We start from the raw sequence: 25186 nt of genomic DNA, 5'->3' as shown, positions 1-25186 counted from the left end.
TTTCCGTAAGCCTTTCGTACGCGGGACGACAGGGCAAGGTGCCGCTAGCCCACCGAATCCAGCAGCCGAGCCGTGTGCATCCGCCCGGCATATTCGACCAGACGTACGAGCACCTCTTTTCCGGAGTCGCGGTCGCGTGCGTCACACAGCACAACGGGCGTTCCGCGTTCCAGATCGAGGGCACGTGATACTTCGTGCGCGCCGTAAGTACGGGCGCCGGAGAAGCAGTTGACCGCGACGACGAACGGGATCCGGCGGTGCTCGAAGTAGTCGACAGCGGGAAAACAGTCCACGAGACGCCGAGTGTCGGCGAGGACGACCGCCCCCAGGGCCCCCTGTGAAAGCTCGTCCCACAGAAACCAGAAGCGGTCCTGTCCGGGAGTGCCGAAGAGATAGAGAGACAGCCCCGAGCGGATGGTGATGCGTCCGAAGTCCATGGCGACGGTCGTCGTGGTCTTCTGGTCGACTCCCCCGGTGTCGTCGACCGTACGGCCCGCCTGACTGAGCCGTTCCTCCGTACGCAGCGGCCGTATTTCGCTGACCGCACCGACCAGGGTGGTCTTGCCGACGCCGAAGCCGCCGGCGACGAGTATTTTCAGCGCGAGGTCGGTGGTCTCCCCACCAGTGCTTTGAGAGCTCTCGGAAGCCATCGGTCACTTCTCTCGGGAGTGAGCCTCAAGATATCCGTCCGGCTATTGAAACCGCAGGTCGGAACCATCTTTGAGGTCTCGGGGTCAGCAAATTCTCAGTGTTGGTCCCTGCCAGTACGCAAGCCAGCATGGCAAGGGCGGCCCTTCCCCGCGGGAAGGGATCATATTTAGAGCGTTCTGACTGTTCGGCTGCCCATTCGAAGACCATTTCTGTAGCCAAATCGATCCACCTCGCCGAAGCGGGCAGCCTTCTCCCCGACGGGGATGGACCTCGCCGACCGGGTAAAAAGGGGCTGGCGGGCGCAGCCGACGGTGTCCGAGGATCGGGTCATGCCCTACTTCCTGGAGACCGACCGGCTGGCGCTGCGGCCCGTCACCGAGGCGGACATGGACCATCTGCTCGCCCTCGACAACGACCCCGAGGTCATGCGCTTCATCAACGGAGGCCGGCCCACCACGGCTGAGGCGATCCGCGCCGACTCCCTGCCACGGTTCCTCCATCACTATCCGTGCATCTCCAACCGCGGCTTCTGGGCGGCCGAGGAGCGGACGACCGGCAATTTCCTGGGCTGGTTCGTCTTCCGGCCGCTCGAGGACGACAGTGCGGCTCTGGTCGAACTCGGCTACCGGCTCGGCCGGGCCGCCTGGGGCCGTGGCTATGCGACGGAGGGAGCACACGCCCTGCTCCGCAAGGGGTTCACGGAACTCGGTGTGCAGCGCGTCACCGCGAACACCATGACCGTCAACGCCCGTTCGCGGCGCGTGATGGAAAGGGTGGGTCTGCGTTACGTGCGGACCTTCTTCGACGAGTGGCCGGACACGATCGAAGGCTCCGAACTCGGCGATGTCGAGTACGCCCTCACCAGGTCCGCCTGGGAGGCGAAGCAGGTGACGTGGACGCGCCGGCAGACCGGCTGAGACCTCGCCGCGCGGACACCGCCGACAAACCGACAAACCGACAACACGGGGCACCGCCGGCTTCTACAGCGCCCTCAGCCCTTCGATCACCTCCCTGAGGATCCTCTCGTCGGGCAACTGGGCGGGCGGCACGGGACGACTGACCCTGACATGGCCCGCCTCCAGCAGATCGCCGAGCAGCACCCGTACGACACCCACCGGCAGATCGGCGTCCGCGGCGAGTTCCGCGACGGACTGGGTCTCGCAGCGGCACAGGCTGAGCAGTGCGCGGTGTTCGGGTCCGAGCAGGGACTCCTCGGCGACGCCGGGTGCGGCGGCGGCGATGTCGACAAGCGCAATGAGGTCGAACCGTACGTTGCTGGGTCCCGGCTTGGTCCGCCCGCCGGTCATCGCGTACGGACGCACCAGCGGGCCGGCCTCGGCGTCGTACCACTGACTGCCCGGACTGCCGCCGCTGCCCATGCTGCCTGTCCCGTCGGCCGCGGCCGACGCGTCGGCTGCCCTGTCTGAACCGTCGGTCATGTCGTCACGTCGCGGTGAGGCGCGGCGGGGTCCGCAGATGCTCGCCGACACGCTTGACGAGGCGGGCCATCTCATAGGCGATCAGGCCGATGTCGGCCGTGACCGACGTGAGCAGGGCAAGGCAGGAGCCGTCGCCCGCGGCCGCCACAAAGAGGAAGCCGCCGTCCATCTCGACCATGGTCTGGCGCACCCCACCGGCGTGGAAGTGGCGGCCCGCCCCCTTGGCAAGGCTGTGGAATCCCGAGGCGACGGCCGCCAGATGCTCGGCGTCCTCGCGGGTCAGCGCCTTCGATGCGCCCACCGGCAGGCCGTCGCCGGACAGCACGACCACATGGCGTACCTCGCCGACGCGCAGGACGAGGTCGTCCAGCAGCCAGTCGAGGTCGCCGAAGGTGTGGCGGGCTACGGCTGACTCGTACTCGGTCATGCTCTGTCTCCTTCGCTGCCGGGGTCTGGGGCGGCGCTGTCGCGGACGGCCTTGCCCGGCGCGGCGCCGCCGCCCCTGGCCCAGCCCTTGCGGTACGCCGTCATGCGGTCCCGCACCTGTTCGGGGGTGCGTTCCGGGGTGTCATCGGCGGCTGCCCCGCGGTCGTCCGGCTCCTCTGCCGGGGGCTCCGCGCGCAGCTGTGCGACGAGGTGTGTCTGCCTGATCCTGCGCGGGAGTTCGCCGGTCTCGGTCCCAGGCGGGGCTCCGCGCAGCCGCAGGGCGGTGACCCCTGGCGGTGTGGTGGGAAGCTGAGGCTGCGCCTCGAGCACCGGGCGGTGGGCCGGCGGCGGGACGGATGCGACGTGGGTGCGCGGAGCCGACCGGGGCGGCGGGGCCGACGCCTCGTCCCCCGGGTCGTGGGCGCCCGGGCCGTGACCGACCGGAGCGGGCCCGGCAGCGGAGTCCGCCGCGGCCGTCAGGGCGCTCTGCAGCAGTGCGGTCGGCAGCAGCACCACCGCGGTCGTGCCGCCGTACGGTGACGTACGCAGATTGACCTTGATGTCGCGGCGGAAGGCGAGTCGGCTGACGACGAAGAGGCCGAGCCGGTCGCTGTCGAAGAGATCCAGAGCCTCGGACTCCGCCAGCTTGCGGTTGGCCTCGTCGAGGGCGTCCCTGCCCATGCCGAGTCCGCGGTCCTCGATCTCCAGGGCGTAGCCGTTCCCCACGGGCTCGCCGCTGACACGCACCTTGGTGTGCGGCGGGGAGAACTGGGCGGCGTTCTCGACCAGTTCGGCCAGCAGATGGGTGACGTCGGCGACGGCGGCGCCCACCACGGCCGTCTCGGGCAGTTGCCGCACCTCCACGCGCGCGTAGTCCTCGATTTCCGAGACGGCGGCTCGTACCACGCTGGTCAGCGGTACGGGCAGGCGCCACGCGCGCCCGGGCGCGGCGCCCGACAGGATGATCAGGCTCTCGGCGTGCCGCCGCATACGGGTGGTGAGGTGGTCGAGCCGGAAGAGGTCACCGAGTTCGTTCGGGTCGTCGGCTCGGCGCTCCATGGTGTCGAGCAGGGTGAGCTGGCGGTGGACCAGGGTCTGGCTCCGGCGGGCGAGATTGACGAAGACGCCCGAGATGCTGCCGGCGAGTTCGGCACGTTCAACCGCAGCGCTCAGCGCTGCCCGGTGAACTGTTCCGAGAGCCTCGCCGACCTGGCCGATCTCGTCCTCCGCGGGAGGTCCGGGTGGGGCCTCGGCCTGGATGTCGATCTCCTCTCCGGTGCGCAGCCTGCGCATGGCGTGCGGCAGTTGCTGCCGGGCGATCCTCAGTGCGCTGTTGCGCAGGCTGATCAGTTCGACGACGAGGCCGCGGCCGATGCGTACGGAGATGACCAACGAGGCGGCGACCGCGGCGAGTCCGAGGAGTACGGCGGCTCCGGCCGGGGTGAGGAGGCCGTCCGCGACGGGGTCCGCCCGGTCGGCGGCGCTCCGGCGGGCGTCCGTCTCCATGGCACGCATGCCGTCGCCGACGGCCGTGCGTGCTTCGTCCCAGGTGGCTGCGGGGACGACCTGGGCGGCCTTGCGGCCGGCGGGGGCGGTGAGCACCTTGTCCTCGGCCGTTCGCAGTTGCCGGTAGCCGCGCTGCGTGGCGAGTTCACGCCAGGCTGTGCGCTCGGGGCCGCGCAGATCGGCGACGGTCGATTCGGTGAGGCTCCTGCGGGTCGAAACGGCTCCGGTGAACAGCCGCAGACGCTCGGCGGCAAGAGAGTTGCTGAGGTGCGCCGAGCCGAGGAGGGCGTCCTCCCGGGCAAGCATTTCGCCGGCCCGGGCGAATTCCAGCAGGACGCGGGCGTCGGAGCCTGGCCCGGCGTCCTGGATGCCGGTGAGCCCCCCGAAGACGCCGAAGGCCGCGGTGACGGCGGCGTTGTACTGCTCGTACGTGGTGTCCCAGGCGGCGTTGTGGCCGAGGACGGCGGTGCGCAGGGTGCGCAGCTTCTCCGCGCGGGTGACGAATTGGTCGAGGCGCCTCGCCACGCCCGTCGGGATGCTGCCGTCCGCGGCGACGGTTGCCCTGTCGTTGATCCGCAGCTTCTTGATGGCCTCTTGTGTTCTTCGGGCCTCCTGCTGGAGTGCGGCAGCGCGCTCGTCCGAGGGGGCCGCCACCTGGCGTACGGCCGCGCGCCGTTCGGCCTGCAGGGCCGTGACGGCGGCGGCGACGGGTTCGCGGATCCGGGTGTCGACGTGCTGCAGCTGGCGCAGCCTTGACACCTCCTGAGCGGTGCTGACCGTGGCGTATCCCCACAGCGCGAGCAGCGAGACAACGGGCACCATCAGCAGCGAGATGATCTTCGCTCGTACGGTTCTGGGGCGCGGCAGCCATCGCCCGCGTACGACGGCGGGGCGCGGGATGTCGTACTCCGGCGGCTGCTGTCCCGTGTGTTCGAGTGCGGGCGGACCGGCGTGTGCGCGTCGTCCGCGGGCTGCCGGCGCGGGCGCCGACGGCGGCGCGGGCGGCGGTGCGGGGTCGGCGCCCGGGATCCTGTGGGGTGTGCGCATGGCCTCCTCGTTCCGGTTTCTGGGCCGGCAGCCGGTCCGGCTAGGCGGTGGCAGTGGTGGTGGGCGTCGCGGGTCCGGTCGCAGGGGGCTGGGCCGGGACACCACCGGACGGCCGCTCGGCCGAGGTGTACGCGGCGCGCTCGTGTGCCGTCGGGGAGAGTGCGACGAACGCGGCGGTGACGAAGAGGTACGACCCGAGGCCGACGGCGAGGGGGAAGATGAACTGCATCGCCGTGGCCCCGGGGAGCTCGCCTCCGGCGGGGTCGGTCCGTACGCCGACCGCGAGCATTCCGGTGTAGTGCATGCTGCTGACCGCCGCGCCCATGACGAGCGAGGCGACGGCGACCGCGATCGGCGACCTGATGTTGAGCGCCGCCCACAGGGCCGCGGTTGCCGCGACCACGGCGATGACCACGGAGAGCACGACGAGCAGCGGGTCGTAGCGCACCGAGCCGTGCAGCCGCAGGGCGGCCATGCCGAGATAGTGCATGCTGGCGACGCCGAGCCCGGTGGTGAGTCCGCCGACCAGGAGCGATCTGACACGGTCACGGCCGAAGCCGACGCAGAACACTCCCGCGCCGACGACCAGCATCGCGACGAGCAGGCTGAGAATGGTCAGCGACACGTCGTAGCGGATGTCGGTGCCGCGCACGGCGAAGCCGAGCATCGCGACGAAGTGCATCGTCCAGATGCCGGTGCCGATCGCCGATGCGGCGGTGATCAGCCAGTTGCGGCGGGATCGGCCGCTCGTGCCCAGCGCACGCACGGTGCAGCGCAGTCCGAGGGCGGCGCCGATGACGGCCATCGCGTACGACAGCACGGGGGTGAGCAAGCCGAAGGCGGCGTGGTCCAGGTGTCCCATGGCTCCGGGACGGTAGACCCGCGGGGGGCGCACTATTGGGGCGCATTTCGAAAGCTGATGGAATATGACAGAGAGAGGTTTCTGCACGATCGTGCCGCGCTCGAACATGTGCGCCGTACGCTCGACCGTACTGCTGAGGGATCATGTCCCCATGGCCGACAACCACACCGCCGACGACCACACACATGTGCAGGAATTCTTCGGCACCCGGGCGGCCGACTGGGACAGGCGCTTCCCCGACGACGGTCCGGCCTTTGCCATGGCCGTCGCCGAACTGAAGCTGCGCCCCGGCGACGCCGTGCTCGACGCCGGCTGCGGCACCGGCCGCGCCCTGCCGCTCCTGCGCTCCGCCGTGGGACCGCGGGGGACCGTCATCGGGGCGGACCTCACCCCCGAGATGCTGGCCGAGGGCCTGCGTGCGGGGCGCGGCGAGAGCGGGCAGCTGGTGCTCGCGGATGTGGCCCGGATGCCGCTGCGGGCAGAGTCGTTGGACGCCGTGTTCGCGGCAGGCCTGATCGCGCATCTGCCCCAACCGGGCGAGAATCTGCGGGAGTTGGCGCGGGTGGTCCGGCCGGGCGGACAGCTGGCGCTCTTCCATCCCATCGGCAGGGCGGCCCTCGCCACCCGCCAGGGCCGTCGGATCACCGAGGACGATCTGCGCGCCGAGCCCAACCTCCGTTCCCTGCTGGCCGGTTCGGGCTGGCGGATGGTCTCGTACGTGGACGAGGACGCCCGCTTCCTCGCACTGGCCGTCCGCCGGGACTGAGCTCGCTCAGGGCCGGGAGGCGCGGCCCGTACGAAGGCGGCGGGGTTGGAACATGGTGTCCGGGCCGCGGCCGCGGAGGGTCGCGAGCCGTTTCCCTTTCCGTCGCCGCAGGTCCAACTCCGCGCGAGGATGAAAGACTTGGAAGATCGGCGGCGACCGCCGCCAGGGGAAAGGTGGTCCGGGTGTTCAGCAGACTCCGCAGGCTCCGTACGTTCCTCGCACCCCGACCCGGGGACGCGCCGCCCGTCCGGCCGCACGCGCGGCAGCACAACATCTTCGAGGCCGCGGCGGTCTATGTGGCCGGGTGCGCGGAGGACGATCAGGAGCAGATGGACGAGGCGGTGACCTGGGTGTCCCCGGAGGCGCTGTCCTTCGGAATAAGCGAACTGGCCTGCCGTGCGGTGATCGCCCTCGCCCGCGAGCGGGACGAGTCGCCGCAGACGGTGGCCCGCAGTCTCCTCGGCCTGCCCGCCGCGTGACGTCGATCGCGCCGGCGCATGCCCTGAGGGGACCCCCGTGCGGAATGGACCGAAACATTTTCGCCACCGCGAGCCCTCGACGACCGGGTTACCCACTGGTTATGGTGCGCCGACGAACGATCGGATGGGGAGGGTGACGTGGCCGGGACGGACGAAGCCGTCGATGATGACGCGCTGTATGTGCTGACCGCGGTGCTGCTGACGCCAGCGCAGTTCCCGAGCGTGCTCGGCGACGACTTCCCGGCCGCGTGCGCCGCGCTGGGTCTGGAGCCGTACGCCCGGGGGTACGGCCTCGTGCTCGGTCAGGACTCCGACGGTGCCCGCTGGACGGTCGCGATCGACGATGTGTCGCTCGTCGCCGTCGCCATCGCGTCCTGGGACTGCGGGATGGAGTACGAGCTGTCCCCCAATGAACGCACGGTGGTCGCCGCGCTCCCCGGCTGGCCGCTGCCCGTCGCGGTCTCCGCGCCCGGTGTGCCCGCGCCGCACGATCCGGCGCCCGAGGAGGGCGACCGGCCGCCGCTGGCGCCGCCCGGCACCGAGGAGTGGGGGCCCGCGCAGCGCCGCCTCGGGGCGGACGAGATCGCGCTCCAGTGGGCGGAATGGCGCCAGCAGATCGGCGACGACGAGACATCGGCCTCGCCTGACACCCCCGAGGGCGAACCCAAGGCACCGCACGAAGGCGTGCAGCGGGCGCTCAAGGAAGCGCACGGCTATGTCGAGTCGCCGCCGCCGGTTGGGCGGGTCCGTTCCAGCTTCGCGCCCGGCGGCGCGCGCACCCTGCGTGCCGACGGTCCCGGCTGGTCCATGGTCGCCAGGACCGACGACATCGCCTTTGTGCTGCTGGACGAGGAGCCCCGCGAGGTGCTGCCGGTGGGTCGCGGGCCGCAGCTGCCCGCGCTGCTCGCTGCGCTCGACAAGATGGCGGTGCGCCCGGCCTGAGCGGTGCGCCTGGCCCGAGCGGTGCGCCCGGCCCGAGCCGGCGGCCGTCGCCCCTCAGGGTTTCGGCGCCGGTCCCGTCAGCAGCGCTGCCAGCGCTGTGTCCGGATCCGGATGGGCGCGCAGCGCCTCGACCTCCCCGAGCCATGGTTCCTGCCACGACGTGGTGCGGCCGATCCGGTTCACGAGGTGGAGGGCGCAGCGGCCCGCAGCCGGTGTGCCGCGTTCCCGCAGCCACCGGACACAGCCCAGCAGCGTCCGGGGGTCGTTGTCGAGTGCGAAGGTGTGGTCGTCGTCCAGGGGCAGCCGCTCGGGCCGGTCCTCGATCAGCCTCAGCAGCCGCTTCCACGGGGCGGGCGCCGGATCTCCGTTCCGTACGGACGCGAGTGCGGCTGCCCAGCGCAGACGCGCGGAACGGGCGAACAGCCCTGCGTCCTCCAGGATCTCGGCCACCGGATCGGCGAGTGGCAGCGGATCCGAGGCCGCCGGAAACCGGCAGAGCGCGGCGGCACAGCTGTCGAGCCGCCGTAGCGCCCACGCTCTGGTGTGCGGCTTCTCGTCGCGCGTCCGCTCCAGCAGGGTGCGGAGGGCCTCGATGAGGGGCCCGCTCGCCCGCTCGTCTCCGCCGTGCCCGCCCAGATGCGTGACGGCCGACGTCCACACGGAGTCGCTGTGCGCGGGCCCCAGAACGGCCGCGGCCAGCGCCGTGTACGCGGTCTCCCGGTCCGCGGCCGACCAGGTGGGCAGGGCGGAGCACACGGCGTGCCCGAGCTCCTTGTCGGCCTCCTCGCAGGAGTCGAGGAGCCCTGCGAGGAACCGGGTGTACGCGGCGTGCGCCGTGCGCGGGACGGCATCGGGCCTCGCCGTGATCACCACATCCCGGACAGCCGGTTCCCGCACGTGGTCCCGCAGCCGCTGCGCGACGTCCTTCCGTGAGCTGCCTGGTGGCGCGCGGCGAGCTCCCGGGCCAGGTTCCCCGTCCGCTCGCGTATCCGTGGGCGAGGTGTTCCGCCACGGCCATCGGGGCGGTGCGGGCGAGCCTGCCGAGGACTCCGGGCGGGGGCTCACAGGCGGGGAGCCACTGCGCGACCGTCTCCGGCGAGCATGCGGTGAGCAGGTACGCCGCCTCCTGACCGCCCTGCCGTTCGTGCACGCGCGCTACGAGAGAGTCGGCGAGGTGGGTGCGGCGGCTGAGCCCGAGGACCCGGTATGTCTCGTGGCGTACGGCTCTGATCTCGCTCAACGCGAGCCCGGCCAGGGTCGCATCAGGGACCGGGAGCCGGATCGCCGCCGAGAGCGCACGACGGCGCAGCAGGGGATCGGCGAGAGCTGTGGCCACCGCTTCGAGATCGCGGCGGGCGACTGCGAGGAAGAGCGCCGTGTGGCGCTGGTCCGGGTCGCCTGCGTCCAGTGCGCGCTTGAGTGCGGCATAGGCGTCCGGGGCGAGAGCCCGTGCGTAGCGCGCAAGGGCGCTGGAACGGGCAGGGAAGGGCAGTGCGTCGAAGTGAGCCGTCAGCCGCGCCGGAGTGAGCGGCTCGGGCTGGGGCGGGGTCTGGGGTGTTCGGGGTCCGGCCATCAGCGATCACCGAGAGATCGCGAGGCCCCCCTTCCAGTCATCATGCACGTCATACTCACAGCAGAAGGATCACGGGTGCAACGGATTTGGCGTCGCGCAGGGTTTACGGGGAGGAGCCGGCATGCCGGACAGTGCAGCGGAGGGACAGGGCGGGCTGGTCGAGTGCCGCCCGGTCGGCCGGGTCGTCGGCGGTCGCAGCCTCGTGGAGGACGACGACTGGGGACGGGAGAGCGCGGTGATCCGATTGGACGGCGCGCAGTTCGGGCCCGAGGTGCTGTTCGGTCTCGAGGACTTCTCGCATCTGGAGGTCGTTTTTCACTTCGACCGGGTGGCACCGGAGAAGATCCAGACGGGCGCTCGTCACCCGCGCGGCAATACGGAGTGGCCGCTGGTGGGGATCTTCGCGCAGCGGGGGAAGAACCGGCCCAATCGGCTGGGGGTTTCGCGCTGCCGCCTGGTGAAGGTCGAGGGGCTCGACATCCATGTGACGGGTCTTGACGCGGTGGCCGGCACGCCGGTTCTGGACCTCAAACCGTATATGGCGGAGTTCGGGCCGATCGGTGAGACGGTGCAGCCGCGCTGGTCGGTGGAGCTGATGCGCGACTACTACTGAGCTGCCGCACGGCGCCGCCCGCGGATCGTCCGCGGGCGCTGTGCCGTGCCGTGCCGGTGATCGATTTCGGCGCCACCCGGCACGGCCCACGAGCTGCGGGTCAGCGGCCGATCTCCTTGCGGGAGACACGGCGCAGCCTGCGGCGCTGGCTGGGGTCCAGCATGAAATACGCCACCGCCGGCACTCCGACGACCACCAGCAGCGACAGCCAGAATCCGATCAACGGCATCAGGAGCAGGCCTACGGCCACTCCCCCTATGACGAGCTTCGTACGTGTCGACATGTTCGACGCCTCCTCCGCGGCCCGGGCCGCTCCTGCGGTGAGAACGTGCGCGCACGTTCCACGGTTCCACTATGCGCTGGTCCGCTGCGCTTCGCCGACCCGTCCCGTGACCCAGGGGTACCGCCGTGTACACCCTGCCAGTCCGAGTGGGCCACGTCACATTCGTGTCGCCTCCGTTCGGAGCCGGCGGGGAGTACCCTCGGCGGCTCCGGCCCCCAGTAGTCAAATTTGAGGAATGCGTCATCGCTGTGCAGAGACCCCCCGCGGCAACGCCCTCCCCGACCACCGAAGCCCTCACCGAACTCGCCCGCTGCTCCGCCGTCTTCATGCCCGGAGATCCGCCGCGTACGGGACGTATCGCCTTCTGGCGTACTGACGGCGGCGAACTCTCCACCACGCCCGGCTCCGTCGAGCGGCTGACCGTGGTCGGCGACGACGCCGGCACGCACGCCGTACAGGCTCTGCTGCTGCCCGTACGGGACGCACTGCCGGTGCTCACCAGGGCGCGGGCCGGTGCGGACGTCTCGCCCGCGGCCGCCTTCTGGGGCGCGGCGGCGCTCCTCGCCCTTCAACTCGCCGCGCGCGGACTGCTGTTGCCGGGGCTGACCGCCACCGATCACGACGCCTGGCGGGTCGGGCCGCTGACCCCGGAGGATCTGGAACGGGTACGTACGCTCGCGGCCTCGATGCCGCCCACCGCGCACTGCGTGCCGCTCGACGCGAGGGCCCAGCCGCTCCTGCTGCCCGACCCGGAGCGGCTGCTGCGGGCGTTCCTCGACGCTGTCGCCGACGGTCTGCCCCGCACACCGGCCGCACCGATCGCCGCGGGCGGCCCCGCCTTTGCCGGCCTCGAGCCGCAGCGGCTGCCCGAACAGCGCGCCTGGGCGGCGGACGTCGCCGCGGGCCATGACGCGGGCGTACGGCTCTCCCTGCGCATCGAGGTGCCCCGGCTCGAACAGGCCGAGGGCGAGCGTCCGGCCTTCCGCGCCGTCCTGCAGCTGCACAGCGTCAGCGATCCAACCGTGGTCGCCGATGCCGCCGATCTGTGGGCGGGGGGATCCGGTGCGGCCTTCGGGCCGCGCGCGCGGATGGACGCCCTGCTCGCGCTGCGCCGCGCCGCCCGCGCCTGGACGCCGCTGAATCCACTGCTCCATGCCCCAGTGCCGGACGCGGTCGAACTCGCAGACGAGGAGGTGACCGAGCTCCTTGGCGAGGCCGCCGGGGCGCTTGCGGCGACGGGCGTGCAGGTGCACTGGCCGAAGGAGATGGCACGCAAGCTCACCGCGCGCGCCGTGATCGGCCCTCCACAGGAGTTCGACGGCCCGCACAAGGACGACTCGGGGCTGCCGTCCTTCCTGTCCGCCAACGCCCTGCTCGCCTTCAACTGGTGGTTCTCGCTGGGCGATCAGCGGCTGACCCGCGAGGAGCTGGACCGCCTCGCCGAGGCCAGTCGGCCCGTTGTGCGACTGCGCGACCAGTGGGTGCTCATCGACCCGGCGGAGGCCCGGCGCGCCCGCGAGAGCCAGGACCGCAAACTGACCCCGGTCGACGCGCTCGGCGCGGTACTCACCGGCTCCACCGAGGTCGACGGACGCCGCGTCGACGTCGAAGCCTCCGGCTGGCTGGCGCGGCTGCGTGACCAACTCGCCGATCCCGAGGGCGGCCGGCCGGAGATCGGCCCGCCGGCGGCCCTCGCCGCGACCCTGCGCGACTACCAGCTGCGTGGTCTCAACTGGCTGAACCGGATCACCTCGCTCGGCCTCGGCGGCTGTCTCGCCGACGACATGGGCCTGGGTAAGACCATCACGCTCATCTCGCTGCATCTGCACCGCCAGACGGACGAGTCGGCCGCGGGCCCCACCCTCGTCGTAGCTCCGGCGTCCCTGATGGGCAACTGGCAGCGCGAAATCGAGAGGTTTGCGCCCGGCACACCTGTACGCCGCTTCCACGGCGCATCGCGCAGCCTCGCCTCCCTCGCCGACGGGGAGTTCGTGCTCACGACATACGGCACGATGCGACTCGACGCCGAGAAACTGGGCCTGGTGGCGTGGGGCCTGGTCGTCGCCGACGAGGCGCAGCACGTCAAGAACCCGTACTCCACCACCGCCAGGCAGCTGCGCACCATCGGCGCGAAGGCGCGCGTCGCGCTCACCGGCACCCCCGTCGAGAACAACCTCTCCGAGCTGTGGGCGATCCTCGACTGGACCACGCCCGGACTGCTCGGCAGGCTCGGCACCTTCCGTACCCGCTATGCGCGAGCGGTGGAAGGCGGCAACGATCCCGCGGCAGCCCGGCGACTCTCCGCGCTGGTACGGCCGTTCCTGCTGCGCCGGCGCAAGTCGGACCCGGGCATAGCGCCCGAGCTGCCGCCCAAGACCGAGACCGACCGGGCCGTTTCGCTGACCAGGGAACAGACCGGGCTGTACGAGGCAGTGGTGCGGGAGACCCTCGCCGCGATCTCCGAGGCGGACGGCATGGAGCGGCGCGGTCTGGTCGTCAAGCTGCTGACCGCCCTCAAGCAGATCTGCAACCACCCGGCGCAGTATTTGAAGGAGCAGCGGCCGCGGATCCCGGGCCGCTCCGGGAAGCTGGAGCTGCTCGACGAGCTGCTCGACACGATTCTGCTCCAGGACGCGAGCGTGCTGATCTTCACCCAGTACGTACAGATGGCGCGGCTGCTCGAACAGCATCTGGCGGCGCGCGGGGTGGAGACTCAGTTCCTGCACGGCGGCACGCCGATCGCCGGGCGAGAGGCGATGGTGCAGCGCTTCCAGGACGGTGAAGTGCCTGTCTTCCTGCTCTCGTTGAAGGCCGCGGGCACCGGACTGAATCTGACCCGCGCCGAGCATGTCGTGCATTACGACCGCTGGTGGAACCCGGCCGTCGAAGCGCAGGCCACCGACCGTGCGTACCGCATCGGCCAGCACCGCCCCGTCCAGGTCCACCGGCTGATCGCCGAGGGAACCATCGAGGACCGGATCGCGGCCATGCTGGCGCGCAAACGGGAGCTGGCGGACGCGGTCCTCGGCTCCGGCGAAGCCGCGCTGACCGAACTGACCGAACTGACCGAACTGACCGACGCAGAGCTGGCGGATCTGGTGGAGCTGCGAGGGAGCGGATGATGAGCGGCACAGACGAGGTTCACGGCCGGGACGACAACGAGCGGACCTTCGCCGCCCTGGCGCCCGCGCACGGCCGCAGCTTCGCCCAGACCTGGTGGGGCCAGTCCTGGCTCAAGGCTCTCGAGGACACGGCGCTCGACGGCAAGCAGCTGAAGCGGGGCCGACGGCAGGCGCGCGAGGGCGCGGTCGGGGCGGTTACGGTGCGCCCCGGGCGGATCACCGCTGTCGTACGGGACCGGGACGGCACCCCGCAGCGCAGCGATGTGCTGCTCCAGGAGCTGAGCGATGCCGAGTGGGACGGCTTCCTCGACATGGCAGTCGACCGGGCGGGGCACATCGCGGCCCTGCTGGACCGGGAGATGCCGCCGCACCTGGTGGAGGACGCGGCGGCGGCCGGGGTCGAACTCCTGCCGGGGATCGGCGACGTGGAGCCTGAGTGCACCTGCGGGGCATGGGACCACTGCCCGCACACGGCGGCACTCTGCTACCAGGTGGCGCGACTGCTCGACCAGGATCCGTTCGTGCTGCTGCTGATGCGAGGGCGCTCGGAGCGCCGTCTCCTCGATGAGCTGCAGATACGGAGCATGGCGCGGGCGACCGCGGCGGCACCGGAGCCCGAACCGGCTCAAACACCCGAGGGCGTGCGGGCCGACGAGGCGTTCGCGGCAGGGGACATCCGGCCGCCGCTGCCCGCTCTTCCGCCACTGCCGGACGAACCGGGGCTGCCGCCCGCTCTGGACACCGAGACCCCTCCGGCGCCCGGGGTCGACGCGGCGGCGCTGGAGTTCCTTGCCGCGGATGCGGCGGCGCGGGCGCACCGCATGCTCACCGAAGCGCTCTCTTCGGCACATCAACAGCATTCCTCCGAGGTGGAGTTGACTCCGGCCGCGGACGCGGTGCGGCTTTCGGCCGCGGCGCCGGGACCGGCGATCGCCGGACGTCTGGCGACGGGCACGGGCCGCGGGCTCGCCGAACTGGACCTGGCCGTACGCGCCTGGCACTTCGGCGGTGCCACCGCGCTCGCGGCACTGGAGGAGGAGTGGACGCCCGAGCCGGAGCTTCTCGCCCGGGCGAGGACGGCCCTCGCCGAGGCATGGGAGGAGACCGAACGTCCGCAGCTGCGTCCACTCGGCTCCGGCCGCTGGACGGTTGTGGGCGCCGATGCACAGCTGCGCCTCGGGCAGGACGGCCGCTGGTGGCCCTGTCGCAAGGAGCGGGGCCGCTGGGCGCCGGCCGGTCCCGCCGACCACGATCCGGCGGCGGCACTGGCGGATGCCCTGGCCGAGACAGGCTGAACAGCCCGGCCCGCGTGCGTGATGGCAGTGCGTCGGGCGGTGTTCATCCCGATGTCCCACGGCGTTCGGGAGGAGCGCTCAGCCTGGCCTCTGTCACATGATCCGTCGGCCAGGAGGCCCCATGTCCCCGCATGCGCACAAGCAGCGCACCGTACGCCGTTCCTTCGCCGTGGGGCTGCCGATCGCCCTGCTCGCGGCGATCGCCGTGGCCGGGACCGCCACGGGCGTGCCGGGTCACGAGGGCGGCGAGGACGGCGGACAGAAGCGGGCTCCGCGCGTCGTGGGCAGCGCGGTGCTCGGGGACGTGCCGCTGGGCCGGTTCAGCAATGCGCTGCTGCCCGGTTCGGTCGCCGACGACCGGGGGGTCGACCTCGGCGGCATCGGCAGCGACATCTACCCCGCGGGCCGCAAGGGCGAGTTCTGGACGGTGACCGACCGCGGTCCCAACGGCCAGATCAAGGTGGACGGCACAAAGCGCCGTACCTTCCCCGTCCCCGGCTTCGATCCGGCGATCGTCAAGGTCCGCGTCGTCGGCGACCACGTACATGTGGTCAAGGCGATCGCGATCACCACACGGTCCGGCAAGGCCGTCACCGGTCTCTCCAACCAGGCCGCGCGGGACGAGGCTCCGTACACGTACGACGCGAAGACCCCGCTCTCGTACCACCCGAACGGCCTCGACACCGAGGGCATCGTGCGTGCCGCGGACGGCACCTTCTGGCTCGCCGACGAGTACGGCCCGTCCCTCGTGCATGTCTCCGCCCAGGGCAACGTGCTCGCGCGCCATGTGCCCAGGGGCTTGAAGCTCCAGGGCGCCGACTATCCGGTGGTGGAGTCGCTGCCGGGCATTGTGCTCCAGCGCAAGACCAACCGGGGCTTCGAGGGGCTGGCCCAGCTCCCCGGTGGCGACCTGGTGCTCGCGGTGCAGAGCCCGCTGTCCGTGCCGGACACGGCCGCGGGCGAGAAGTCCCGCAACGCGCGGCTGCTGCGCTTCTCGCCGAAGAAGCGCGCCGCGACGGCGGAGTACGCCTATCGCTTCGACGCGGTGGACGTCGTCGACCCGGGCGAGGACGACACCTCGGAACTCAAGATCTCCTCGCTCGTGGCCATCGGGCGCGACAGCATGCTGGTCCAGGAGCGCACGGACAGGACCTTCCGGCTGCACCGCGTCACGTTGCCGCACGGCGCGGGCATCCTGGGCGGCGCATGGGACGACCCGGCGACCTCCCCCTCGTACGAGCAGCTCGATGACCCCTCGGCGGCGGGCGTGCCGGTGCTCCGCAAGAGTCTGGTGGCCGACTTCGGCAAGGTCGCGGGCGTTCCCGGCAAGATCGAAGGTGTCGCGCTGGTGGGCCGGGACACCCTCGCACTCATCAACGACAACGACTTCGGCATGACGGACGGCCCCGATGCCTTCGACGCAGGGGGCCGCCTGGTGGACAGCGGCATCGAGACGACGGTGACGTACGTGCGCCTGCCGCGGCCGCTGCGCGGCTGACCGAGCGGCGGGGGCGGAGGGTGGCCCGCCTCATCACGGGCGGCCTTCATTCGGGTGCGCCGGCCCAGGCGGTCAGCGCACGGACTCGCTCTGTGTGCCGGGTGTGCGCATCGGTGGTGCGGGTGGCCCAGGCGACATGGCCGTCGGGGCGTACGAGGACTTCGGCCACGCCGTCAAGGTCCGGGTGGTCGTCGTGCTCGGTGACGGAAACAACGGCGACTCGGGCACCCCACCCCGGGCCGGCGGTCTGTTTGACGCAGGTGTCCGCAGCCTCGAGGTGGAGCAGGACGAAGCGACCCGCGTGAAGGAGTTCGTAGACCCTTGCCGCCTCGCAACCGTCCGCGCTCAGCGTGATGTCGGGCATGCGCCGACCCACCAGGGGATCGGCGCCGGCGACCGCGGGCGGGTAGGTGGTGTCGAGAGCGGACACCTGCCCGGCCAGGCGGCGGTTGACCTCCTTGATGCCCAACAGCTCGTCCAGCAGCGCGCGCAGGGCCGTCGCGGGACGCTGGTACTGGGGCACGAGGGTCAACTCTGCAAGCAGCGTCTGCACTTCGGTGTTCGCGGTGACCGCCTGCCCGATCGGGTGGCGCTCCTCGTGGTAGCTGTCGAGCAGGCCGGGCGGCGCCCATCCCTGAATCTCGGCGGCCAGTTTCCAGCCCAGGTTCATCGCATCCTGGAGTCCGGTGTTGAGCCCCTGTCCGGCCGCGGGGAAGTGGATATGGGCGGCGTCGCCGGCCAGCAGAATGCGATCGGAGCGGTAACTCGCGGCGAGCCGGGTGGCATTGCCGAACCTGGAGAGCCACCGGGGCGCTGCGACACCGCAGTCGGTGCCGCAGATCCGTATCAGCGAGGCACGGAACTCTTCCAACGTCACCGGCTCGGCGGCGGGCGTGCGGATCCGCTCCGGATCCAGGAGGACGAACCGGGTCAGCCCACCCTCCAGCGGGGCGATGATCACGCCACGCTCCCGGGCCCGGTCGAGGTTGCCGGGGTCAGCAACCGCAAAGTCGCCGAGCATCCCGGTCAGTGACTCGTCAGTCCCCGGGAAGTCGATGCCGGCTGCCCGCCTGACGAAGCTCCGCCCGCCGTCGCACCCGACCGCGTACTTGGAACGTATGGTCTCGACGCCGCTGGGGCCGTGCACCTCGGCCTCGACGCCCTCGGTGTCCTGACGCAGCCCGACCACCCGGTGACCGCGAAGGATCTCCACGCCGAGCTCCCGTGCGCGCTCATCCAGCAGCGCCTCGGTGCGCGCCTGGGCCAGGAAGAGGGTGTATCCGTGCCGGGATTCCAGGGCGGTGAAGTCCAGCCTTGTGTTCAGGCCGGCGAAGTGCCAGCCGGGCATGTGCGGGCCCAGGGCGAGGAAGCGGTCGGCCAGCCCCCGCAGGTCCATCAGTTCGACACTGCGCGGGTGCAGGGTCAGTGCCCTGGAGTCCCGCTGGGGCTCGGTACGCCGCTCGACGACCCGTACGCGTATGCCGGCCAGCGCCAGTTCACCGGCGAGCAGCAGCCCGGTCGGGCCGGCTCCCACGACGATCACATCGATGTCCATCGGTGCTTCCTCCCGCATTTAGTGAACAGTGTTCACGTGAACGTTGTTCACTATAGTGAGATCCATGAGCTCCCCGTCAACCCCCCGCCGCACCGAAGCCGCCGCCCGGGCGCCGCGAGGCCGCCCGGCGCGACTGGACCAGGCACGCACCGTCGAGACCGCCCTGGAACTGCTGGACGAGGCCGGGCTCGACGCACTCACCATGCGGCGGCTGGCCGACGCCATGGGCGTCCAGGCCGGCGCGCTCTACCGCTATTTCGCGACCAAGCAGAACCTGCTGACAGCAATGGCCGAGCGGATGCTCGCCGCCTGTGCGGACCCGCCGCCGACACAGGAAGACTGGACCGAGCGGCTGGCCGGCCTGGCCCGCCGGATGCGCACGGCGCTGCTCGGCCACCGCGACGGCGCGCGCGTTCATGCCGGAACCCACTCGACGGGCGAGAACACCCTGGGCTTCGCCGACACCCTGGTCGGCACTCTGCGCGAGGCAGGCTTCACCGCCGACGATGCGGCTCGGGCGGCCTACGCGATCGTCCACTTCACGATCGGCCACACCCTCGAAGAACAAGCCGCGCTGCCTCATGGGGCGAACGATGCGGCGGCAGACGTCGAGTCCTTGCGCAAGGCACTGGCACAGGGCCACTTCCCTCATCTGACCGCGGCCGCTCACGTGCTCACCAGCACCGACTTCGCAGCCCACTTCGAGTACGGGCTTCGCCTGCTCATTGGGGGGTTGCGGGAAGAATCAACGCGCCTTCGGGCGAGGCCCACCACATAGGGGCCCGCGGCATCCGTGCGGAACCGGTTCTCTCCGCCGCCACCCCCTGACTCCCCCGCCGGAGACATCCGCCTCGTGAACTTCGCCTGACGCGAGCACGCTTGTCGGCCTTAGCGGCCTGGGCCACGATGGGCGCAGGAGGCCGAGTTGAGCGACGCATGGGTGGCTCTTGAGTCCGGCGCGGATCCCACGGAGCGGATCGCCGAGCTGCGCAGGGCGTACGACGCGTATCTGACGGCGGGACGGGTCGAGCGGCCGGTACGTTCCGTGGTCGCCGAATCCTGGCGGCGCTCGGCCCGTGCGCACGTCAGCCCGGAGGGCACAGCGGGTGTCGAGCTGGACGCCGAGGCGCTGGCGGCGTACCGCGAGAATCATCCGCTGGCGCGGGTGATGCCGCTGGTCAGGGAGCTGATGGGGGCTTATGCCCGGGACGGCGAGCATCTGGTTGCGGTCTGCGACGCGCACGGGCGGCTGCTGTGGGTCGAAGGGCCCGCTGCCACGCGCAGCAAGGCGGACGGGATGAACTTCGTGCCGGGCGCCCGCTGGGCCGAGACGGTCGTCGGGACGAACGCCCCGGGCACGGCGATCACCGTGGACCGGCCGGTGCAGGTGTTCGCCGCCGAGCACTTCCGGCGGCCCGTGCAGGCCTGGACGTGCGCCGCCGCCCCGGTCCACGACCCGGCCACCGGGCGGCTGCTCGGCGCGGTGGACATCACCGGCGGGGACCGGCTGGCGCATCCGCACAGCCTCGCGTTCGTGGGGGCGGTGGCGCGGGCGGCCGAGTCGCAGCTGGCGCTTCTCGCCCCGCCGCCCGTCGCGGACAGTGTGCGGCTGTCGGCGCTGGGCAGGGACGAGGCGCTGCTGGTTGCCGGCGGGCGCAAGGTGCGCCTGAGCCGCCGCCACAGCGAGATCCTGGTGCTGCTGGCCCACCGCCCCGAGGGCGTCGGCGGCGACGAGCTGCTGGTCGAGCTGTACGAGGACGAGTCGGTCACCCCGGTCACCCTGCGGGCCGAGCTTTCGCGGCTGCGCGGGCTGCTGGGACCGGAGCTCCTGCGCTCGCGCCCTTACCGGCTCGCGGTGCCGGTCGACGCGGACTTCGACACGGTGACCCGGCGGCTGGTCTCGGGGGCGGTGACCGGGGCGCTGAGCGCCTACGCCGGTCCGCTGCTGCCCGCTTCGCAGGCGCCCGCGGTGGCGAGGCTGCGCCACCGTCTGGAGGATCAGCTGCGGGCGGCGCTGATCGCACGCGGTGATCCGGGACTGCTGGCCGACTGGGCGTACAGCCCGTGGGGCGAGGACGATCTTCCGGTGTGGCGGGCGCTCGCCGCCGCGCTCCCTATACAGCAGCGTCCGTCCGCGCTCGCGCGCGTACGCGAACTGGATGGCTGGCAGGGAACGTGACAGTCATTCGAACACCTGCGCCGTTTACATTCCCCATCGGCTGACCCGCCCACGCTGCGGACACGGCCCGATCTCCTTACTGTCAATGGGTGGAGCACCACAGGGCATGACCCGGCCGGCCCCGCGTCCGCTGCCCGGCCATCCGAACCCGGAGGAGCCCTCATGCCGGAGCTGTTCATAGGCGGTCAGTGGACCGCGGCGCTCGACGGGCAGGTGCGCGAGATCCGCTGCCCCGCGGACGGCACTCTCGTCGCGACCGTGGACGAGGCCGGGCCGAAGGACGCCGCCGCGGCGATCGCCGCGGCCCGTGACGCCTTCGACAGCGGACCATGGCCCGGCACCCCGGCCGCCGAGCGCGGCCGGCTGCTGCTGCGCGTCGCCGAGCTGCTGGAGCGCGACAAGGACGCACTCGCCCGCGCCGAATCCCTGGACACCGGGAAGCGGCTGGTGGAGAGCGAGTACGACATGGACGACATCGCGAACTGCTTCCGCTACTTCGGCAATCTGACAGCCGCCGGCGGCCACGACCGGATCGTCGACACGGGCAACCCCCAAGCGGACAGCCGGATCGTCCACGAGCCGGTCGGCGTGTGCGCGCTGATCACCCCCTGGAACTATCCGCTGCTGCAGACCGCCTGGAAGGTCGCGCCGGCCCTCGGCGCGGGCAATACCTTCGTTCTCAAGCCCAGCGAACTGACCCCGCACACGGCCATCATCCTGATGCGCCTGCTGGCCGAGGCGGGGCTGCCGGACGGGGTCGCCAATCTGATCCTCGGCGCGGGTCCCGTCGCGGGCGCGCCGCTGAGCGCGGACCCGCGGGTCGACCTGGTCTCGTTCACCGGCGGGCTCGTCACCGGACGCCGCATCATGGCGGCCGCGGCACCCACCGTGAAGAAGGTCGCCCTGGAGCTGGGCGGCAAGAATCCCAACATCGTCTTCGCGGACGCCGACTTCGACACCGCGGTCGACTATGCGCTGCTGGCAGTGTTCCTGCACTCCGGCCAGGTCTGCTCGGCCGGAGCACGGCTACTGGTCCAGGACGAGCTGCACGACAGGTTCGTCGACGCGGTGGTGGCGCAGGCGAAGCAGATCCGGCTCGGCGGACCCTTCGACCCGAACGCCCGCGCCGGGCCGCTGATCTCCGCCGCCCACCGCGACAAGGTCGAGGCCTATGTGGCCGCAGGAATCGCCGAGGGCGCGGTGCTGCGCTGCGGCGGCGCGCGGCCCGACGACCCGGCGCTGCGGGACGGCTTCTACTACCTGCCGACGGTGCTGGACGACTGCGCCCCTGGCATGTCCGTGGTACGGGACGAGTCGTTCGGCCCGGCCCTCACCGTCGAGACGTTCCGCGACGAGGAGGAAGCGGTCGCGCTCGCCAATGACACCGTCTACGGGCTGGCCGGGGCCGTCTGGTCGCAGGATGTCGATCAGTCGCACCGGGTGGCGTCCCGGCTGCGCGCCGGAACCGTATGGATCAACGACTTCCATCCGTACGTACCGCAGGCGGAGTGGGGCGGCATGAAGCAGTCCGGCTTCGGCCGCGAACTCGGCCCCACGGGACTGGCGGAGTACCAGGAGGCCAAACACATGTGGCGCAACCTCGCCCCACGCCCGCAGAGGTGGTTCGTATGAGCGGCGACACCGGCAGCGGCCGGGACGGCACAGATCCCGCCGGCAGCGGCAGGGACCGGGACAGCTCGGGGCCCGCCGACGACGGCAGACACCGGGATCAGGGAGGGCCCCCCGAACGGCTCACGGTGCAGGGCAGCCGCGCCGACGGGCTCCTGGCACAGGGCAAGCATGACGACGACGCGCTCGGCGCCCTCGGCTACAAGCCCGAACTCAAGCGCACCCTCGGCAATTTCCACACCTTCGCCGCCGGGATCAGCTACATCTCCATCCTGACCGGCACCTTCCAGCTCTTCTACTTCGGCGTCGCCTTCGGCGGACCCGCGTACTGGTGGTCCTGGCCGATGGTCTTCGTCGGCCAGCTGATGGTGGCCCTGTGCTTCTGCGAGCTCGCCGCCCGCTACCCGGTCGCCGGGTCCGTCTACAACTGGGCCAAGACCATGGGCGGTCCGCACGTCGGCTGGCTCGGCGGCTGGATGATGATGACGGCGACCATGGTGACGCTCTCCGCCGTGGCCCTCGCCTATCAGATCACGCTGCCGCAGATCGACGACTGGTTCCAGTTCGTGGGCGACGGCACCGGCAAGACCGACGCGGCTGCCAATGCCGTTCTGCTGGGCACGGTCCTCATCCTGTTCTCCACCCTGGTGAACGCCTTCGGCGTCAAGCTCATGGCCACCGTCAACTCCGCGGGTGTGTTCATCGAACTGATCGCCGCCGTCACCCTCGTCGTCCTCCTCGCTGCCCATATCACCCGCGGCCCCAGCAGCGTCCTGACCGAGACGTACGGCCTCGGCAGCGGCGAGAGTCTCGGCTACTTCGGCGCGTTCCTCACCGCCTCGCTGGCCTCCGCCTATGTCATGTACGGCTTCGACACGGCGTCCTCGCTCGGCGAGGAGTCACACGATCCGAGCCGCAACGCGCCGCGCGCGATCCTGCGGGCCCTCGTCGCATCGTTCGTCATCGGCGGCCTGATCCTGCTCTTCGCCCTGATGGCCGTGCCGAACCTGAAGGCGAAGGAGCTCTCCACGGAAGGTCTGCAGTACGTCGTGCTGGAGACACTCGGCTCGACCATCGGCGAGATCGTGCTGTGGTGCGTGGTCATCGCCATCACCGTCTGCGTACTGGCCGTGCAGGCTGCGGGCATCCGGCTGATGTTCGCGATGGCGCGGGACAACAACCTGCCCGCCGGCTCGCTGCTGGCACGCGTCAGCCCGCGATTCAAGACGCCGGTGGTGCCCGCCGTGGTGATCGGTCTGGTGGGCGTCGTCATCCTGGTCATCAACATCAACCAGCCGCAGATCTTCTCGGTGATCACCAGCATCGCGATCATCATGATCTATGTGGCCTATCTGCTGGTCACCGTCCCCATGCTGATCCAGCGGCTGCGCGGCAGATGGCAGCCCGCCGAGGGCAAGTTCTCGCTCGGCAGGTTCGGACTGCCCGTCAACATCCTGGCCGTGCTGTGGGGCGCGGCCATGTCCATCAACCTCGCCTGGCCGCGCGCCGAGGTCTACAACGCCACCGGCCCGCAGCACTGGTATCTGCGCTGGGGCGCATTCCTGTTCATCGGCGTCGTCGCTCTCGGCGGCTTCGCCTACTACTGGTTCGTGCAGCGGCACCGTACGGGAGTGCTCGCCGAACACCGTGCCGTCGTCGCGGAGGAGCCGCCGCCGGCCGCCTCCTGACTCCCCTTTCGATCCTGGAGAAACGATGTCCGCACAGAGCCCCGTCGACGAGTTCGACTATGTGGTGGTCGGCGGCGGCACGGCCGGTGCCGTCATCGCGGCCCGGCTGACCGAGGACCCGGACGTCAGTGTCTGCGTGCTGGAGGCAGGGCCGTCCGACGTCGGCGACGACAACGTCCTCCGGCTCGAGAGGTGGATGGCCCTCCTGGAGTCGGGTTACGACTGGGACTACCCGGTGGAGCCGCAGGAGAACGGCAACAGCTTTATGCGGCACGCCCGCGCCAAGGTGCTGGGCGGCTGCTCGTCGCACAACTCCTGCATCGCCTTCTGGGCGCCCGCCGAGGACCTCGACGAATGGGGCACGCTGGGCTGTACGGGCTGGAGCGCCAAGGACTGTTTCCCGCTCTACAAGCGTCTGGAGAGCAATGACGCGCCGGGCGAGCACCACGGCCGTTCGGGTCCGGTCACCATCCGCACCGTGCCGCCGCACGACCCGTGCGGAGTCGCACTGCTCGCGGCCTGCGCGGCGGCGGGCATCCCCACCACGCCGTTCAACGCCGGCAGCACGGTGGTGCGCGGCGCGAACCGGTTCCAGATCAACGCCCGTGAGGACGGCACCCGTTCGTCCGCCTCCGTGTCCTATCTGCACCCGATTCTCGGCAGGCGGAGGAACCTGGAGGTACGCACCGGGCTTCAGGCCAAGCGGCTGCTGTTCGGCGACGGGGGACGCTGCACGGGCGTCGAGTACCTGGAGCCGGACACCATCCACAGCGGGTCGGTGGCCGCGCGCCGCGAAGTGATCGTCTCCTGCGGCGCCATCGACTCGCCCAAGCTGCTGATGCTCTCGGGCATCGGACCTGCCGCGCATCTGCGGGAGAGCGGGGTCGAGGTGCGCGTCGACTCCCCCGGCGTCGGCTCCCATTTCCAGGACCACCCGGAGGGCGTGATCATGTGGGAGGCGAAGCAGCCCATGGTCACCTCGTCCACCCAGTGGTGGGAGATCGGCATCTTCGCCGATACACAACCGGGCCTGGACCGGCCCGACCTGATGTTCCACTACGGCTCGGTGCCGTTCGACATGAACACCTACCGGCGCGGATTCCCCACCTCCGACAACGCCTTCTGTCTCACGCCGAACGTCACCTGCGCCCGGTCCATGGGCACGGTGCGCCTGCGCAGCCGCGACTTCCGGGACAAGCCGAAGGTCGACCCGCGCTACTTCACGCACGAGCACGACATCAGGGTGATGACCTACGGCCTGCGGCTCGCCCGCGAGATCGTCGGGCAGGCACCGATGGCCGACTGGGCAGGCAAGGAACTGGCTCCCGGCCCGTCGCTGGAGTCCGACGACGAGTTGTTCTCCTACATCCGCGAGACGCACAACACCGTCTACCACCCGGCGGGCACCGTGCGGATGGGGGCGGTGGACGACGCGGACTCGCCGCTCGATCCGCAGCTGAGGGTCAAGGGAGTCAGCGGGCTGCGGGTTGCCGACGCCTCGATCATGCCGCTCATGCCCAGGGTCAATCCGTGCATCACCACGATGATGATCGGCGAGAAGTGCGCCGACATGATCAAGGGGACCTGAGCGCCGGGCTCACCGCAACCTCCTTGCAACGTCCGGGCTCCTAGC

21 protein-coding genes are annotated in these 25186 nt (G+C 71.1%); 13 read left to right on the top strand and 8 right to left on the bottom strand.

The window, feature by feature from the left end:
• Window positions 1-44: 44 nt before the first annotated feature.
• Entirely contained in the window at window positions 45-650 is a 606-nt protein-coding gene (locus ACQEVG_RS34850; RefSeq protein ID WP_432991380.1) for a GTP-binding protein, read from the bottom strand.
• Between the two features lie 330 nt (window positions 651-980).
• On the opposite strand from ACQEVG_RS34850, the gene ACQEVG_RS34845 reads away from it, so the two are divergent.
• Window positions 981-1568, top strand: a complete 588-nt coding sequence (locus ACQEVG_RS34845) for a GNAT family N-acetyltransferase (protein ID WP_432991378.1) — start codon at window positions 981-983, stop codon at window positions 1566-1568.
• Window positions 1569-1631: 63 nt separating this feature from the next.
• On the opposite strand, the gene ACQEVG_RS34840 is transcribed toward ACQEVG_RS34845, so the two are convergent.
• From ACQEVG_RS34840 to ACQEVG_RS34825, 4 genes are all read right to left on the bottom strand, one after another.
• Window positions 1632-2030, bottom strand: a complete 399-nt coding sequence (locus tag ACQEVG_RS34840) for a DUF742 domain-containing protein (RefSeq protein ID WP_432993114.1) — start codon at window positions 2028-2030, stop codon at window positions 1632-1634.
• Window positions 2031-2094: 64 nt separating this feature from the next.
• The gene (locus tag ACQEVG_RS34835; protein WP_432991376.1) at window positions 2095-2517 is read right to left on the bottom strand and encodes a roadblock/LC7 domain-containing protein; all 423 of its coding nucleotides are present in this window, start codon (window positions 2515-2517) and stop codon (window positions 2095-2097) included.
• Window positions 2514-5069 (bottom strand): nitrate- and nitrite sensing domain-containing protein, encoded by a 2556-nt coding sequence (locus tag ACQEVG_RS34830; protein WP_432991374.1) that lies wholly within the window; start codon window positions 5067-5069, stop codon window positions 2514-2516. The genes ACQEVG_RS34835 and ACQEVG_RS34830 overlap by 4 nt, the downstream gene beginning before the upstream one ends.
• Before the next feature lie 40 nt (window positions 5070-5109).
• Entirely contained in the window at window positions 5110-5931 is an 822-nt protein-coding gene (locus ACQEVG_RS34825) for an MHYT domain-containing protein (RefSeq protein WP_432991372.1), read from the bottom strand.
• Between the two features lie 151 nt (window positions 5932-6082).
• On the opposite strand from ACQEVG_RS34825, the gene ACQEVG_RS34820 reads away from it, so the two are divergent.
• The 3 genes from ACQEVG_RS34820 to ACQEVG_RS34810 all read left to right on the top strand — a co-directional run bounded on the left by ACQEVG_RS34820 (window position 6083) and on the right by ACQEVG_RS34810 (window position 8118).
• The gene (locus tag ACQEVG_RS34820; RefSeq protein WP_432993111.1) at window positions 6083-6697 is read left to right on the top strand and encodes a class I SAM-dependent methyltransferase; all 615 of its coding nucleotides are present in this window, start codon (window positions 6083-6085) and stop codon (window positions 6695-6697) included.
• A 182-nt stretch (window positions 6698-6879) separates the two neighbouring features.
• The gene (locus ACQEVG_RS34815; RefSeq protein WP_432991370.1) at window positions 6880-7176 is read left to right on the top strand and encodes a hypothetical protein; all 297 of its coding nucleotides are present in this window, start codon (window positions 6880-6882) and stop codon (window positions 7174-7176) included.
• Window positions 7177-7314: 138 nt separating this feature from the next.
• Window positions 7315-8118, top strand: a complete 804-nt coding sequence (locus ACQEVG_RS34810; protein ID WP_432991368.1) for a hypothetical protein — start codon at window positions 7315-7317, stop codon at window positions 8116-8118.
• A gap of 54 nt (window positions 8119-8172) precedes the next feature.
• Here ACQEVG_RS34810 and ACQEVG_RS34805 read toward each other — a convergent pair whose 3' ends face one another.
• Window positions 8173-9015 (bottom strand): hypothetical protein, encoded by an 843-nt coding sequence (locus ACQEVG_RS34805; protein ID WP_432991366.1) that lies wholly within the window; start codon window positions 9013-9015, stop codon window positions 8173-8175.
• A gap of 797 nt (window positions 9016-9812) precedes the next feature.
• Between ACQEVG_RS34805 and ACQEVG_RS34800 the strand changes: the two genes are divergently transcribed.
• Complete coding sequence (locus ACQEVG_RS34800; RefSeq protein ID WP_432991364.1) at window positions 9813-10304, top strand: SAM-dependent methyltransferase; 492 nt, start codon at window positions 9813-9815, stop codon at window positions 10302-10304.
• A 100-nt stretch (window positions 10305-10404) separates the two neighbouring features.
• Here the strand turns inward: ACQEVG_RS34800 and ACQEVG_RS34795 are convergent, their stop codons facing one another.
• Entirely contained in the window at window positions 10405-10587 is a 183-nt protein-coding gene (locus ACQEVG_RS34795) for a hypothetical protein (RefSeq protein ID WP_360865215.1), read from the bottom strand.
• A gap of 248 nt (window positions 10588-10835) precedes the next feature.
• On the opposite strand from ACQEVG_RS34795, the gene ACQEVG_RS34790 reads away from it, so the two are divergent.
• From ACQEVG_RS34790 to ACQEVG_RS34780, 3 genes are all read left to right on the top strand, one after another.
• Window positions 10836-13709 (top strand): DEAD/DEAH box helicase, encoded by a 2874-nt coding sequence (locus tag ACQEVG_RS34790; protein WP_432991362.1) that lies wholly within the window; start codon window positions 10836-10838, stop codon window positions 13707-13709.
• The gene (locus tag ACQEVG_RS34785; RefSeq protein WP_432991360.1) at window positions 13709-15004 is read left to right on the top strand and encodes an SWF or SNF family helicase; all 1296 of its coding nucleotides are present in this window, start codon (window positions 13709-13711) and stop codon (window positions 15002-15004) included. Before ACQEVG_RS34790 ends, ACQEVG_RS34785 begins: the two co-directional genes overlap by 1 nt.
• Before the next feature lie 121 nt (window positions 15005-15125).
• A complete protein-coding gene (locus ACQEVG_RS34780; RefSeq protein ID WP_432991358.1) occupies window positions 15126-16502 on the top strand; it encodes an esterase-like activity of phytase family protein in 1377 nt (458 codons plus the stop codon).
• A 46-nt stretch (window positions 16503-16548) separates the two neighbouring features.
• Here the strand turns inward: ACQEVG_RS34780 and ACQEVG_RS34775 are convergent, their stop codons facing one another.
• The gene (locus ACQEVG_RS34775) at window positions 16549-18057 is read right to left on the bottom strand and encodes a monooxygenase (protein WP_432993108.1); all 1509 of its coding nucleotides are present in this window, start codon (window positions 18055-18057) and stop codon (window positions 16549-16551) included.
• Between the two features lie 64 nt (window positions 18058-18121).
• Between ACQEVG_RS34775 and ACQEVG_RS34770 the strand changes: the two genes are divergently transcribed.
• From ACQEVG_RS34770 to ACQEVG_RS34750, 5 genes are all read left to right on the top strand, one after another.
• Window positions 18122-18835, top strand: a complete 714-nt coding sequence (locus tag ACQEVG_RS34770) for a TetR/AcrR family transcriptional regulator (protein ID WP_432991356.1) — start codon at window positions 18122-18124, stop codon at window positions 18833-18835.
• 147 nt (window positions 18836-18982) lie between these two features.
• The gene (locus ACQEVG_RS34765; RefSeq protein ID WP_432991354.1) at window positions 18983-20236 is read left to right on the top strand and encodes a GAF domain-containing protein; all 1254 of its coding nucleotides are present in this window, start codon (window positions 18983-18985) and stop codon (window positions 20234-20236) included.
• 162 nt (window positions 20237-20398) lie between these two features.
• On the top strand, window positions 20399-21868 hold the full coding sequence (locus ACQEVG_RS34760; RefSeq protein WP_432991352.1) for an aldehyde dehydrogenase family protein: 1470 nt from the start codon (window positions 20399-20401) through the stop codon (window positions 21866-21868).
• Entirely contained in the window at window positions 21865-23553 is a 1689-nt protein-coding gene (locus tag ACQEVG_RS34755) for an APC family permease (protein ID WP_432991350.1), read from the top strand. Before ACQEVG_RS34760 ends, ACQEVG_RS34755 begins: the two co-directional genes overlap by 4 nt.
• Window positions 23554-23578: 25 nt before the next feature.
• Window positions 23579-25141, top strand: coding sequence for a GMC family oxidoreductase (locus ACQEVG_RS34750; protein ID WP_432991348.1), 1563 nt, complete (start codon window positions 23579-23581; stop codon window positions 25139-25141).
• Window positions 25142-25186 lie beyond the last annotated feature (45 nt).

It is taken from the genome of Streptomyces sp. CA-135486, from assembly GCF_050936555.1.
Classification (GTDB): Bacteria; Actinomycetota; Actinomycetes; order Streptomycetales; family Streptomycetaceae; genus Streptomyces.
This window is presented reverse-complemented; position numbering and strand designations above follow the sequence as displayed.

Coding starts and splice junctions, on each gene's coding strand:
- ACQEVG_RS34850 (WP_432991380.1), bottom strand. CDS start 650: ATGGCTTCCGAGAGCTCTCAAAGCACTGGTGGGGAGACCACCGACCTC.
- ACQEVG_RS34845 (WP_432991378.1), top strand. CDS start 981: ATGCCCTACTTCCTGGAGACCGACCGGCTGGCGCTGCGGCCCGTCACC.
- ACQEVG_RS34840 (WP_432993114.1), bottom strand. CDS start 2,030: ATGGGCAGCGGCGGCAGTCCGGGCAGTCAGTGGTACGACGCCGAGGCC.
- ACQEVG_RS34835 (WP_432991376.1), bottom strand. CDS start 2,517: ATGACCGAGTACGAGTCAGCCGTAGCCCGCCACACCTTCGGCGACCTC.
- ACQEVG_RS34830 (WP_432991374.1), bottom strand. CDS start 5,069: ATGCGCACACCCCACAGGATCCCGGGCGCCGACCCCGCACCGCCGCCC.
- ACQEVG_RS34825 (WP_432991372.1), bottom strand. CDS start 5,931: ATGGGACACCTGGACCACGCCGCCTTCGGCTTGCTCACCCCCGTGCTG.
- ACQEVG_RS34820 (WP_432993111.1), top strand. CDS start 6,083: ATGGCCGACAACCACACCGCCGACGACCACACACATGTGCAGGAATTC.
- ACQEVG_RS34800 (WP_432991364.1), top strand. CDS start 9,813: ATGCCGGACAGTGCAGCGGAGGGACAGGGCGGGCTGGTCGAGTGCCGC.
- ACQEVG_RS34795 (WP_360865215.1), bottom strand. CDS start 10,587: ATGTCGACACGTACGAAGCTCGTCATAGGGGGAGTGGCCGTAGGCCTG.
- ACQEVG_RS34785 (WP_432991360.1), top strand. CDS start 13,709: ATGAGCGGCACAGACGAGGTTCACGGCCGGGACGACAACGAGCGGACC.
- ACQEVG_RS34780 (WP_432991358.1), top strand. CDS start 15,126: ATGTCCCCGCATGCGCACAAGCAGCGCACCGTACGCCGTTCCTTCGCC.
- ACQEVG_RS34775 (WP_432993108.1), bottom strand. CDS start 18,057: ATGGACATCGATGTGATCGTCGTGGGAGCCGGCCCGACCGGGCTGCTG.
- ACQEVG_RS34770 (WP_432991356.1), top strand. CDS start 18,122: ATGAGCTCCCCGTCAACCCCCCGCCGCACCGAAGCCGCCGCCCGGGCG.
- ACQEVG_RS34760 (WP_432991352.1), top strand. CDS start 20,399: ATGCCGGAGCTGTTCATAGGCGGTCAGTGGACCGCGGCGCTCGACGGG.
- ACQEVG_RS34755 (WP_432991350.1), top strand. CDS start 21,865: ATGAGCGGCGACACCGGCAGCGGCCGGGACGGCACAGATCCCGCCGGC.
- ACQEVG_RS34750 (WP_432991348.1), top strand. CDS start 23,579: ATGTCCGCACAGAGCCCCGTCGACGAGTTCGACTATGTGGTGGTCGGC.